General features: G+C 58.9%; 12 protein-coding genes. 7 read left to right on the forward strand and 5 right to left on the reverse strand.

What is annotated here, in order from left to right; all coding sequences use genetic code 11:
* Positions 1-45 precede the first annotated feature (45 nt).
* Positions 46-975 carry an allantoinase PuuE gene (locus AR456_RS20360; RefSeq protein WP_021819447.1) on the reverse strand — a complete coding sequence of 310 codons (930 nt, stop codon included), beginning with the start codon at positions 973-975 and terminating at the stop codon, positions 46-48.
* Positions 976-1,485: 510 nt separating this feature from the next.
* Between AR456_RS20360 and AR456_RS20365 the strand changes: the two genes are divergently transcribed.
* The 3 genes from AR456_RS20365 to hpaI all read left to right on the forward strand — a co-directional run bounded on the left by AR456_RS20365 (position 1,486) and on the right by hpaI (position 5,122).
* Complete coding sequence (locus AR456_RS20365; protein ID WP_021819448.1) at positions 1,486-2,949, forward strand: peptide MFS transporter; 1,464 nt, start codon at positions 1,486-1,488, stop codon at positions 2,947-2,949.
* Between the two features lie 9 nt (positions 2,950-2,958).
* The gene (locus AR456_RS20370) at positions 2,959-4,245 is read left to right on the forward strand and encodes an alpha/beta fold hydrolase (protein ID WP_021819449.1); all 1,287 of its coding nucleotides are present in this window, start codon (positions 2,959-2,961) and stop codon (positions 4,243-4,245) included.
* A gap of 76 nt (positions 4,246-4,321) precedes the next feature.
* Positions 4,322-5,122 (forward strand): 4-hydroxy-2-oxoheptanedioate aldolase, encoded by an 801-nt coding sequence (hpaI, locus tag AR456_RS20375; protein WP_021819450.1) that lies wholly within the window; start codon positions 4,322-4,324, stop codon positions 5,120-5,122.
* 17 nt (positions 5,123-5,139) lie between these two features.
* Here hpaI and AR456_RS20380 read toward each other — a convergent pair whose 3' ends face one another.
* Both AR456_RS20380 and AR456_RS20385 read right to left on the reverse strand, forming a co-directional pair.
* A complete protein-coding gene (locus AR456_RS20380; protein WP_021819451.1) occupies positions 5,140-6,078 on the reverse strand; it encodes a zinc metalloprotease in 939 nt (312 codons plus the stop codon).
* A 43-nt stretch (positions 6,079-6,121) separates the two neighbouring features.
* On the reverse strand, positions 6,122-6,466 hold the full coding sequence (locus tag AR456_RS20385) for a hypothetical protein (protein WP_021819452.1): 345 nt from the start codon (positions 6,464-6,466) through the stop codon (positions 6,122-6,124).
* Positions 6,467-6,885: 419 nt separating this feature from the next.
* On the opposite strand from AR456_RS20385, the gene AR456_RS20390 reads away from it, so the two are divergent.
* Positions 6,886-8,103, forward strand: coding sequence for an MFS transporter (locus tag AR456_RS20390; protein WP_021819453.1), 1,218 nt, complete (start codon positions 6,886-6,888; stop codon positions 8,101-8,103).
* A 68-nt stretch (positions 8,104-8,171) separates the two neighbouring features.
* Here AR456_RS20390 and AR456_RS20395 read toward each other — a convergent pair whose 3' ends face one another.
* Both AR456_RS20395 and AR456_RS20400 read right to left on the reverse strand, forming a co-directional pair.
* Positions 8,172-9,128 (reverse strand): phosphatidate cytidylyltransferase, encoded by a 957-nt coding sequence (locus AR456_RS20395; RefSeq protein WP_021819454.1) that lies wholly within the window; start codon positions 9,126-9,128, stop codon positions 8,172-8,174.
* Complete coding sequence (locus tag AR456_RS20400; protein ID WP_216635836.1) at positions 9,118-9,771, reverse strand: lysophospholipid acyltransferase family protein; 654 nt, start codon at positions 9,769-9,771, stop codon at positions 9,118-9,120. The genes AR456_RS20395 and AR456_RS20400 overlap by 11 nt, the downstream gene beginning before the upstream one ends.
* Positions 9,772-9,892: 121 nt before the next feature.
* Between AR456_RS20400 and gmk the strand changes: the two genes are divergently transcribed.
* The 3 genes from gmk (at position 9,893) to AR456_RS20415 (ending at position 13,129) form a co-directional block, all read left to right on the forward strand.
* Complete coding sequence (gene gmk, locus AR456_RS20405) at positions 9,893-10,510, forward strand: guanylate kinase (protein WP_021819456.1); 618 nt, start codon at positions 9,893-9,895, stop codon at positions 10,508-10,510.
* A 166-nt stretch (positions 10,511-10,676) separates the two neighbouring features.
* Positions 10,677-10,934 (forward strand): DNA-directed RNA polymerase subunit omega, encoded by a 258-nt coding sequence (gene rpoZ, locus AR456_RS20410; protein WP_021819457.1) that lies wholly within the window; start codon positions 10,677-10,679, stop codon positions 10,932-10,934.
* Between the two features lie 65 nt (positions 10,935-10,999).
* Entirely contained in the window at positions 11,000-13,129 is a 2,130-nt protein-coding gene (locus tag AR456_RS20415; RefSeq protein ID WP_021819458.1) for a RelA/SpoT family protein, read from the forward strand.
* Positions 13,130-13,143 lie beyond the last annotated feature (14 nt).

Consider the following 13,143-nt stretch of genomic DNA (forward strand, 5'->3'; position numbering starts at 1 on the left):
CAAGAAGCGGCCCTTGTAAGCGGCTGTCCTGATGACACAACCTGCTCATTCTTCAAGAGCAGGCACTCCACAAGCAGACGAAGTATCACCACGCGCCACCCATGCCCTGGCAATCTCCTCTCGTGTAGCAAACCATACCCCTTCATGGGTCTGGGCATAGGCGATGAAATCCTTGAGTGAACGGATCTTTCCCGGACGTCCAATCATTCTCGGATGCAAGCCGATTGACATCATGCGAGGACCTCTCTCAGCCTCTTCCAGCAGCACATCAAAGCCCTCCTTTAAATAATCAAGGAACTCATGGCCACTGGTCAGCCCAGGAGATAACCAGAAACGGAAATCATTGAGGTCAGTGGTATAGGGCACCACCAGATGGGATTTGCCCGAAACCTCGGTAAAGTAGGGCACATCGTCATTGTAGGCATCGGCGTCGTAGAGGAAGCCTCCCTCCTCCACCAATAGACGACGGGTGTGCACGCTGGGCCCATAGCGGCAATACCAGCCAACCGGGCGCTTGCCGGTGGTACGCGTAATGGATTCAATTGCCAGCCGAATGTGCTCACGCTCCTGGTCCTCGCTGAGACGAAACACCTCTTCCCAGCGGTATCCGTGACTACAGAACTCGTGCCCATCTGCGGCAGCTCGCTTGGCGACCTGGGGGTTCTGCTCCAGAGCGATGGCACAGGCAAAGAAGGTCGCGGGCACATCAGCATCGCGCAGAATATCCAGAATGCGCCAGATGCCGACCCTCGAGCCATATTCATACATCGATTCCATGGCCAGGTTGCGGATGCCGGGAGGCGTCACGTAACTGCCCCATTCAGTCATCGTCTCCTGATCCGCATCGCCCATAGCAAAAGAACGCTCGGAGCCTTCCTCATAATTGATGACAATGTTGATTGCCAGGCGTGCCCCATTGGGCCAGCTGCCTTCAGGTAGCTGCTCACCGTAACCAATCAGGTCACGCTGGACCATATGCCGTCTCCTGTGATCATCGCAGAGGGCGTTCGAGAAGCGCTCTAAAAATTGCACGCAATTATGCGTGCGATATAAACAATAAAGCACAAGAAAGGTCTGCCCGCAAAGAAATACTGGTATTTCCCCTGGCCAGCCATTGCAGTCAAGGACGATAGGGAAGGGAGAGGAGCAGTCGTGAACAAGAAACAGAGCAGGATCAGACGAGGAATGAGGACTGGATAAAGGCACCTGGCAAAGGGCTATGCTCCCGTGGTCCATGACTACATACCGGGTCGCCGAGTCAGGGAACCAGGATCGAGGAGAAGGTTCAGCAGCCCTGAATGCTCTCCACTAAAGTATCGAGAAGTACAGGCCAATACATGGGTACGTTTTGCACATTGTCGGCGGGGGTTTGTGATTAGCGGACAAATTTTTTTGCCTGCATAGATGAAGCTGGTAGGGTGCTCGGTCCCATCGCGCCCCTGGCGTTCGGCCCCTCCCATTCGATCAAGCATGGAGGCAATCAAGATGACGACCCACAAGGTCTCGCAACCTGCTGAAGATAAACAGTTCTTCGGCCATCCCCGGTCTCTCGCCACGCTGTTCGGCATGGAAGTCTGGGAGCGCTTCTCCTTCTACGGCATGCAGGCCATTCTGCTGATCTACCTCTATTACGAGGTCAGCCGTGGGGGATTGGCGATCAGCCAGTCGGTCGCCATCGGTATCGTTGGTGCCTACGGCAGTGCCGTGTATCTGGCGTCGATTCTCGGTGGCTGGTTCGCCGACCGGCTGTTCGGTGCCGAGCGCACGCTGTTCTATTCCGGCATCGTGGTCATGCTTGGGCATATTGCACTGGCGGTGCTGCCCGGTGTGCATGGTGTTACGGCAGGTTTGATCTGTGTGGCGCTAGGTAGCGGTGGGGTCAAGGCGACCTGCTCATCATTGGTGGGGGCGTTGTACGAGCCCGGCAGTGATCGACGCGACGCCGGTTTCTCGCTGTTCTATCTAGGTATCAATGTCGGCGGTTTCGTCGGTCCGCTACTGACCGGTCTGCTGCAGAAGAACATCGGCTTTCACTTCGGTTTCGGCATCGCCGCCATCGGTATGGCCATCGGACTGACTCAGTACGCCTTCGGCCGCAAGCGACTCCCGGAATCCCAGAAGGTTGCCCCCAACCCTCTGGAAGCTGGTGCGTTCAAGTATTACGTCATCGCCACTGCCGCAATCATCGGTGCAGTGCTGGTCGCTGTCACCATCGGCTGGGTACGTGCCGACAATCTGTCGGATGTAATGCTGACCATCATCGCCATCTTTGCGGTTGCCTACTTCTGCGTGATCCTCTCTTCCAGCCGTGTGACCAGTGAAGAGCGACGCCGTGTGCTGGCCTTCATCCCGCTGTTCCTGACCAGCGGTGCCTACTGGGCTCTGTACAGTCAGTCCTACACGGTGATCACCGCCTTCTTCGATCAGCGTGTCGATCGCAGCGTGTTCGGCTGGGAAGTTCCGGTCGGTTGGTTGGTGTCCGCTCAGGCGTTGACCGTCATCGTCCTCTCCGGGGTCTTTGCCTGGTTGTGGACCCGGCTGGGCAAGCGACAGCCCAGCTCGGCCAGCAAGTTCGTGATTGCGATGTTCATTATCGGCCTGACCTTCCTCGGCTATCTGCCCTTCCTCGGCAGCGATGCTGCCAGCATGCCGCTGATCATGCTGATTGTCCTGCTGCTGGGCTTCACCGCCTCGGAGCTGTGCCTGTCACCCATCGGCCTGTCGGTGACAACCCGGTTGGCCCCGGCGGCCTTCCAGACCCAGATGATGGCGTTGTTCTTCATGTCACTGGCGCTGGGCTTTGCCGCTGGCGGCAGCCTCGGTGGCTTCTACACCGAAGAGAACGAGGTCCAGTACTTCATCGGCATGGCCGGGTTGGGTATCGTCACCGCAGTGCTGTTGGCGCTGTGCCTGCCGTTCATCAAGTACGCTTCACGCGGTACCGAGTAAGGAGAGCCCATGAAAGCCCAGCAACCGTCTGTTCCCGGACTCGATATCATCGATCACAGTATCGAGGTGCCTCTGAATTGGTCACAGCCTGACAGTGGCAAGACCATCGAGGTGTTCTTCCGCGAGGTCTGCCAACCCGGCAACCGCGATAGCGAGCTGCCGTTGCTGGTGTTTCTACAGGGTGGGCCGGGAGGCAAATCACCACGCCCGACCTCGGCTGGTCCCGGCTGGTTGCTGGAGGCGATCAAACACTTTCGCGTGATCCTGCCCGACCAACGTGGCACCGGTCGTAGCTCGCGGATCACCGGCGAAACCATGGCGGCCTTCGCCGATCCCGAGCAGGGCGCCGACTATCTGGCCTGCTTCAATACCCATGCCATCGTCGCCGATCTCGAGCATATTCGTCAGCAGGTCTATGGCGGCGTGCGCTGGCATAGCCTGGGCCAGAGCTATGGCGGCTTTCTGACCCTGAGTTATCTGTCCTCGGCACCACAGGGGCTGGAGAAGTGCTACATCACCGGCGGTATTCCCGGCCTGACCCCTGATGCCGATGAGGTCTATCGCCTCACCTGGCGTCGTGTTCAGCGCAAGATGTCGGCGTTTGTGGCGCGTTATCCCGAAGATGGGCAGACATTGAACGCGATTGCCGATTACATAGCCCGGCATCAGCCGACGCTGCCCAACGGCGACCCGCTGACCATCCCGCGCCTGCAGAGCCTCGGCCTGCTGCTGGGCATGGGCGATGGCTTCGAACGCTTGCACTGGCTGCTTGAGGAAGCCTTCAACGACGACAGCCAGCAATCTCTCAACCATCACTTCCTGTGCGACGTGATGGCGTTGACCGGCTTCGACGAGAACCCGCTCTACGCCGCCCTGCATGAACACATATATGCCTCTCCCGATACGATCTGCGATTGGGCCGCCGAACGCCAGCGTCTACAGCTCCCGGAATTCTCGCCATCACACCGCCCTCTGCAATTGGGCGGCGAGATGATTCATCCGTGGATGTTCGACGAGATCAGTGTGCTCAAGCCATTCCGCGACGCCGTGCACTGTCTGGCCCAGCGACGCCTGGCAAAGCCGTTCTACGACCCACAGCAGTTAGCAGCCAATGAGGTTCCGGTCGCGGCCCTGATCTACTTCGATGACATGTATGTCGACGCCAGCTTGTCGCTGGCCAGTGCCGAGGCCATCGGCAATCTCCAGTACTGGGTGACCAATGAGTACGAACACGACGGCCTGCGCCAGGACCCCAGCGTCTTCACTCGACTGATGGCGATGATCGAGGAGGCGTGATGCCTGTCATCACGCTGTTTAGGGTACCTTGGCAGGAAGTCCGGCAGTATGAGAGCAGACATCAGGAGGACTGAGCATGAGTACCACCAGCTTCACAACCAACCACTTCAAGCTGGCGCTGCGTGAAGGCCGCCCACAGATCGGCCTGTGGCTATCGATGGCTGACTCCTATAGTGCGGAGATATGCGCGACATCGGGCTTCGACTGGCTGCTGATCGATGGCGAGCATGGACCCAATGATGTGCGCTCCACGCTTTCCAATCTGCAGGCGGTCTCCGCCTACCCCAGCCATCCGGTGGTGCGTGCTGTTCAGGGAGACACTGCACTCATCAAACAGTTACTGGATATTGGTGCTCAGACACTGCTGGTACCAATGGTCGATACACCAGAACAAGCTGCAGCCACCGTCGCCGCTACTCGCTATCCCCCAGAAGGCATTCGTGGGGTCGCACCTTCCATCGTTCGCGCCTCACGCTGGAACGCCGAGCCAGACTACATCCACCGTGCCAATGAGGAAATCTGCCTGCTTGTCCAGGCAGAAAGTGTGACGGCGCTCAACAACCTGGCGGCAATCTGCGCCATCGACGGTATTGATGGTGTCTTTGTCGGCCCAGCAGACCTCGCCGCATCCATGGGCCATCTCGGCAACCCGAACCATCCCGAGGTTCAGGCTGCCATCGATGAGGCCATCACCACCATTATCGCCAGCGGCAAAGCCGCCGGCACTCTGACCAGCGATCCCGGTCAGGCAAGACATTACCTGGCCCTTGGAGCCCAGTTTGTGGCAGTGGGGCTCGATGTTTCACTGCTGGCTCAAGCAGTGCGTCAGCGCGCGGCTGATTTCGATCTTCCCCCCCACCATAGCCACCTCACATAGCTTCCGACCAGAAGCCGTCAACTGGAAGTGCAGGCCACAGGCTCGCCGATATCCCGCCGCGCGCTGTCGAGGCATGACTGCATACGCGACACCTGCCCATTGGTGAACATGACCATGGTGTCGTCGTCGACGTAGTCCATGAAGTTCATGAACATGTCGCCATGTGGTGCGTTATCACAGGAAACACTGGGAAATTCCGGTTTTCCGGTATTGGGGCCGGCCTGGTTGGGAGTGTCGTCGACAAAGTCGCTGCCTGAGCAGCCGTCACCATCGTCACCCCATATATGGCGCAGATTCAGCCAATGGCCTACCTCATGGGTAGTAGTACGCCCCTGGTTGGAAGGCGCTCTGGCGGTACCGGTGGTGCCGAAGGCGGTGTAGGTGACCACCACGCCGTCTGTCGCCGCTGGCCCTCCGGGAAACTGGGCATAGCCCAACAAGCCTGCGCGCAGCTGACAGACCCAGATATTGAGGTAACGATCCGCCGGCCACGCATCCTGACCACCAATGGCGCTGGACTTGACGCCATCATCAACATCGAAGCTGTCATGCGCTGTTTGCGTCCGAGTAATGCCTTCGCTGGGATTACCATTCGGATCAGCGGTGGCCAGCTCAAACTGAAGACGCGCATCACCGGCAAATTCGGCAAAAGCATCCGGAACCTGGTTACGGTCGGCGTTCTGGCGGCGAAAATCCTGGTTCAGGACCGCGATCTGGCTCTCTATCTGTTCACGGGAGATGTTCTGTTCCTCGGTATGATGCACCACATGCACCACCACCGGAATTCTGGAACACCCCTCCCGCAGTAGATTGCCGGCGCGCCGGGCGCGAAACGCCTGGTCCTCTATATCCCGCTGGCGCCGGGCATACTCCGGGTCATTGTCAAGCAAGCGGCGGTGTACCTGCATGGTACCGCAGCCACGGCAGACTGCTGATGATCTCTGATGGTCCGTCATGATGATTCTCCCTTGATCTCAATGATCTCAATGATCTCAATGTTCAGTGATCGTCGCCGTTTTCCGGCTGGCGCGATTGCAGAATCAGTGTGTCCGGCAACAATTGATCGATACGATAGTCGCCATCCCAGCCCGGCAACGTCAGGCTCAGTACCCGGCCGACACAGTGCCAGCGCCCCTGGGACTCACACTCGAGCCCGTCATCAGGGCTACCCCTCAATAGCTCAGCATAGCCGTCGTGATGCAGATACAAGCGCCTGCGTGGCTGGCGTCTTGGTGCGATATCGGCCGATACCTCGCGCCATACCAGGTAGCCGGGGCGCTGCTGCTCCTCAATTTCGACCCACTGTCTTGCCAGTTGCTCGGGGAGAATGCTGGCGCTGCTCATACGCTGCCTCACGGGTTATCCCATGTTCGTCATCGCCCTGGCTCGACAGCCGCCAGGTTCCAGCCGGTCTGGAATCAGCTTTCACTATTGCTGACAGCCAGATCAATGTAAAAGTGCCGGAGAAATTCCACTTCAAGCCATGGCGGATTCGCTCTACCATGACCGGCCACCGGGTGGAGGCAGGCTGATCATTACGGAACATTTCATTCTTTCCGTTTTGTTACCATGCACCACTATTGAGCATAGATCCGGGTCTTTACCTTCCATTACGCCAAAGTTACCGCTTTTTCCCTACTGGAACGCCCCACATACTGCTGTGAACTCTCGCAAAGGTATCCAGCATGCCTTATACTTTGGTAGTAAATTAACTACACCCATCTATTATCTCTGGCCGCCATTCGTCGCCGGGAGGTCAATTAATGCCATTCAAGATTACCGCCATCCGAGCACGCTATCCGCGCCTGGCGGAGCTCGCCCTGGCCCTTGGCGGGTTCGGTATCGGTACCAGCGAATTCGTGATCATGGGCTTGATGGAGCGTGTCGCCGGCGACCTCTCGGTGACTAGTGCGGATGTCGGCTACGCCATTTCCGCGTACGCGCTGGGTGTAGTGGTCGGTGCACCGTTGATATCGGCGCTTGCGGCGCGAGTCCCGCGCCGCACACTGCTGATTGCGCTGATGCTGGTATTTGCTCTCGGCAATATCGCCAGTGCCATGGCGCCAGGTTTCTGGTCATTTGTTGGTCTACGCTTCCTCGCCGGCTTGCCCCATGGCGCCTACTTCGGTGTTGCCGCGTTGGTCGCCGCGGCCGCAGTACCCATCGAGGAACGCGCCAGGGCCGTGAGCCGCGTGATGCTGGGTTTGACTACCGCCATCGTGATTGGGGCGCCACTGGCCACCTGGGCCGGACAGTGGCTGGGTTGGCAGTTCGCCTTCCAGGCCGTGGGGGTCATTGCCTTCATTACCATGGGCATGATTCGCCTGTTCGTGCCGCGTCAGCCACACGATGTGGAGGCCAGCCCGAAGCGCGAGCTGACGGCGCTGGTCAAGCAGCGCGTACTCTTTACGCTGGGCGTGGCCAGCATCGGCTTCGGCGGCATGTTCTCCGTGTTCAGTTATGTGGTACCGACGCTGCGCGCCCAGGCGGATATGCCGGAAACGGTCGGCCCCTGGGTACTGGCAATCTTCGGTATCGGTGGCATTCTGGGTAATCTGGTAGGAGCTCGTGCCGCTGACAGGAACTTGATGAAGTCGGTGCCGCGTATTCTGGTCTGGTGTCTGGTGGTACAGGCAGGCTTCTACTTCGCCGCCAATAATCTTTACACCGGCATCCTGTTCGTCGGACTGGTTGGCACCAGCATGGCGTTGGGTCCTGCATTGCAGACCCGCCTGATGGATGTCGCTGGCGATGCCCAGACCATGGCCGCGTCAATGAACCATGCGGCCTTCAACTGTGCCAACGCCCTCGGTGCCTGGCTGGCCGGCGTGACCATCAAGTCCGGTGCCACCTGGTCATCCAGTGGTCTGGTTGGCGCCGGACTCGCCTTCGGCGGACTGGTGGTGTTCTACATTGGCCTGCGGATGGAGAAGCGCAGCGACAAGCGTCGCGCCCTGCGCGCGCAGTCGAAGAGCCTCTGACCGAGATGTCGACTCCAGGCTCCCCGCAGAATGGGGAGCCTGGCTGCTCTCCGCAGCGTCTCGTCACACTATACTGTCGACCAGAAGTAGCGCACCACGTGAAAGAAGATCGGTGCCGAGAACACCACCGAATCGAGACGATCGATAAATCCGCCATGCCCTTCGATCAGATGCCCCCAGTCCTTGATGCCCCGGTCACGCTTGATCGCTGACATCACCAACCCACCGGCGAAGCCCAGCAAGGCGATCATCATCGCCAATGCCGCCGCCTGAAGAAAGCTGAACGGTGTCATCCATGCCAGACAGCCGCCGATCAAGGTGGCACTGGCCACCCCGCCAATAAAGCCTTCCACGGTCTTCGATGGTGACAGGTTGGGAGCGATCGGGTGTCTGCCCAGCAACTTTCCCCACACGTACTGCAGTACATCACTGAGCTGCACGACCACAATCAGGAAGGCAATCAACAGCATATTTCGGCCTTCAAAACCGGGAATCTCGAGGCTCAACAGCGCCGGCACATGAGATACGCAGAACACGCAGATCATGAGTGCCCACTGCACCTCACTGATGCGTACCAGGTAGCCCTTGCTGTCACCGCGCAGTGCCGCTATCACCGGTAACAGCAGGAAGGCATAGACCGGGATGAAGATCGAGAACATGCCGTAGTAGTGTTGCCAGACGAAGATGTACTGCACCGGCAATATCACAAAGAACACCAGTGCCAATGCCCAGTGATCGGACTGACGTGCCTGAACAAGGCTGATGAACTCGCGCAGTGCCGAAAACGAGGCGAAAGCGAACAGCAACACTACTGCGGTGCGCCCCCCCAACAGAGCAATCCCCAGCAGGATCGCCATGATCCACCAGGAGCGAATCCGCTGATTGAGATTCTCGACCACATCATTGTCGCCCTGCGGAGAATAGCGACGCTTGAGCGCGTAACCGATGATACTGGCCACCGACAGCAGGCCGGCCACCGCACTGAGCAGGGTCCAGAGCCCCGCCGGAATGGTACTACTCATCATCTTGCGACTTCCCTCCATGGGCTGGCGAAAGCGCCAGCAGCGATGCTCGAGCCCGCGCAAGGAAGGCGTCTCGATTCTCGTCCGACTCAAGTGTCAGTGGTTGACCATAGATCACGCTGCACAGTAGAGGAATCGGCACAACCTCACCCTTGGGTAATACCCGGTTGAGGTTATCGATCCATACCGGCACCAACTCTATCCCGGGGTGGGTGCAGCTCAATTGATAAAGCCCCGAGCGAAACTCCTGTAACGGATGCTCCGTGGTATTACGGGTGCCCTCCGGGAACAGGATCAGCGAGTCACCAGCGTTGATCGCAGCATTCATTATCTCCAGCGGGTTTTCCTTGCGCGGCTCGTGCCGCTCGATCAATAGCCCATGGAATACGTCATGAATCAGGAATCGCCGCAATCGCGAGGCCTGCCAGTAATCGGCACCGGCCACCGGTCTAGCAGACTGACGCAGACGTGGCGGCAAGGTCATCCAGATCAGTACGAAATCCCCATGGCTGGCATGGTTGGCAAAGTAGATACGCTGGCGCGGTATCGGCTCCATGCCCTGCCACACGGGGCGGGCCGCTGTCACCAATCGCGCCATCAGGCGCACCATTGCTGCCGTTAGAGAGGCCGTCCATTGCCGAATCACATCCATCCCCCTACATGTGCACCGAGGCTTCCATCATAGCGGAGTTCAGAAGCCCGCCAAGTTATGCGATACTTCGCCCCCTCTCATTTCCCCCTTACGACCGCGACAATAGGCGCCGATCATGTCCCAAGGCACGCTGTTCATCGTTTCCGCCCCCTCCGGCGCCGGCAAGACCAGTCTGGTGCGTGAGCTGATCGAGAGCCTCGACGGTATTCAGGTTTCTGTCTCGCATACCACCCGCGCCATGCGTCCGGGTGAGGTCGACGGGGTCAACTACCACTTTGTCGATGTCGCTACCTTCGAAGGCATGGTCGCCAAAGGTGACTTCTTCGAGCACGCCAGGGTCTTCGACAACTACTACGGTACCTCGCGCAGCGCCGTGGAAGCTTTGCTGGCTGCCGGCCAGGACGTGATTCTCGAGATCGACTGGCAAGGCGCACGCCAGGTCCGTGAGCAGATGGACAACGCTGTATCGGTATTTATACTGCCACCATCGCGCGAGGAGCTGGAGCGTCGCCTGGCCAGCCGTGGCACCGACGACCATCAGGTGATCAGTGGCCGGATGCGTGAAGCCGTCAGTGAAATGTCGCATTACGGTGAGTATGATTTCGTGGTGATCAACGACGACTTCACCAGCGCGCAGGACGAGCTTCGAGCGCTGGTGATCGCCCACCGCCTCGAAACTCAGCGTCAGCGTCAGCACCACACCAGGCTGCTGGATGCCCTGCTGGCATCCTGATCCAGCGTCTCCATCTTGTCAGAAGCCATCGGCATCAAGTAATCTAGCCTGTCTATTTGCAGGTGCACCCCCGGGCCCGGTCTGTATTCAACAGACGTCGGCGGGGGCATAGTCCGTGAGGCCAGCACCTGTCAGACACACTGCATGTCATCTCAGGAAGGGCCCTATGGCACGTGTTACCGTCGAAGATTGTCTGGAAAATGTCGAGAATCGCTTCAAGCTGGTGATGATTTCCACCCAGCGCGCTCGTCAGCTGGCTCGCGGTTCCCGTGACGCCCTACTGCCGTGGGAAAACGACAAGGTCACCGTCATGGCGCTGCGCGAAATCGCTGATGGCTTGATCGACTCAAGCGTTCTTGATGAGCCGCTGGAAGCCCCTACTCGCTTCCGCCCCGAGTACCAAAGCTCGCCCTCCGAGGAGTGATCACCTCTGCCAACGTGGTCTGACGCCACGCGCAGGGCTCTCATCCAGCACTCAGGGCACGCCACATGTTCACAATCGATGATCTGTCCGACCGACTCGGAGGCTATCTGCCTGCCGAAGAAATCCAGCAGGTCAGGCGTGCCTTCTACTATGCAGAGCAGGCCCATGACGGCCAGCGCCGTCGCTCGGGTGAGCCCTATGTGACTCATCCGCTCGCAGTAGCCAATATCCTCGCCAACATGCACATGGACCATCAGAGCCTGATGGCCGCCATGCTGCATGATGTCATCGAGGACACCGGCGTCTCCAAGGAGGCCCTGGCGCTGCAGTTCGGTGAACCGGTCGCTGAACTGGTCGATGGTGTTTCCAAGCTGACCCAAATCACCTTCGAGGACAAGGCCGTCGCCCAGGCGGAGAACTTCCAGAAGATGGTGATGGCGATGTCCCGCGATATCCGCGTGATCATCGTTAAACTTGCTGACCGCCTGCACAACATGCGCACTCTCGGTGCGCTGCGGCCGGACAAGAAGCGACGCATTGCCCGCGAGACACTGGAAATCTACGCCCGCGTAGCCAGCCGCCTGGGTATCAATACCATCCGCGTCGAGCTCGAGGATCTGTCCTTCCAGGCAATCCATCCGATGCGTGCCGAACGCATCAAGCGCGCCGTGGCCAGCGCTCGAGGCAACCGACGATCGGCAATTCGCCAGGTCCAGGATGCTCTGCAGACCCGACTTGATGAACACAGCCTCAAGGGCACCGTCATCGGCCGTCAGAAGCATCTATTGTCGATCTATCGCAAGATGCGTGACCAGCGTAAATCGTTCAACGAGATCATGGATGTGTTCGGTTTCCGGATCATCGCCGACGATGTCGACAGCTGCTATCGGATTCTTGGCATAGTACACAACCTGTACAAACCGGTTCCCGGACGCTTCAAGGATTACATTGCCATCCCCAAGGCCAATGGCTACCAGAGCCTGCACACCACGCTGTTCGGCGCCGGTGGTATGCCCATCGAGGTGCAGATCCGTACTCGCGAGATGGAGGCGATGGCCAACAACGGTATCGCCGCCCACTGGCTGTACAAGGCCGGTCAGACCACGCATCCGATTGCCGAGGGCAGTCACGCCCGCGCCCGTCAGTGGGTCAAGGGACTACTCGAGATGCAGCGCCATGCCGGGGATTCGCTGGAGTTTATTGAACACGTCAAGAACGATCTTTTCCCCGATGATATCTACGTGTTCACGCCAAAAGGCGACATCATGGAGCTACCTCAGGGAGCTACCGTGGTCGACTTCGCCTATGCCGTGCACACCGAGATCGGTAACAGCTGCATCGCCTGCCGCATCGACCGCCACCTGGCACCACTATCGTCACGACTGGAAAGCGGTCAGACGCTGGAGATCATTACCTCTCCCGGTGGCAAGCCCAACCTCGCCTGGCTCAACTTCGTCATCACTGCCAAGGCACGCTCGGCGATCCGTCATGCGCTGAAACATCAGCAACATACCGAGGCGGTACAGTTGGGACGGCGGCTGTTGACCAAATCACTGGCCGAATTCGAGATCAACCTCGAAGAGTTGACCGACCCAGTTCGGCAACAACTGCTCAAGGAAATGGAGTACAAGGATGAGCCATCACTGCTTGGGGCCATTGGCCTCGGCAATTGTGTCGCTCACCTGGTTGCCCGTCGCCTGGTCGAGCTGGCACGTGGTGAGGCAATTGGTGTCGACAACTACGCCTCTCAGGGCCCTGTGACGATAAGCGGTACCGAAGGCCTGGTGATCAAGTTCGCACGCTGCTGCCATCCGCTACCCGGTGACACCGTGATCGGCCACCTTTCTGTCGGCAAGGGCATTGTGGTCCATCGTTCGGAATGTCGTAATCTGCAAGAACTCAAGAGTGACCCGGAAAAGCTCATTGTTCTGCGTTGGTCGGAGAACACCAATGAGGATTTCCCGGTTGCCCTGCGCCTGGAAGTGGAGAGCCGCCGTGGACTGGTTGCCGAACTGGCTGCCCTGATCACCGATGCTGGTGCCAATATCGAACGTATCGGTATCGAGGATCGCGATGCGCGTCTGTCGATCGTCAACCTGACTCTGTTGGTACGCGACCGTACGCACCTCGCACGCATCATCAAGCGCATGCGTAACCTGTCGAACATCGGTCGAATCTCACGCCTCGGCAACTGACGACCCGGTAACGG

It is taken from the genome of Halomonas huangheensis (assembly GCF_001431725.1).
In the GTDB taxonomy this organism is placed as follows: Bacteria; Pseudomonadota; Gammaproteobacteria; order Pseudomonadales; family Halomonadaceae; genus Halomonas; species Halomonas huangheensis.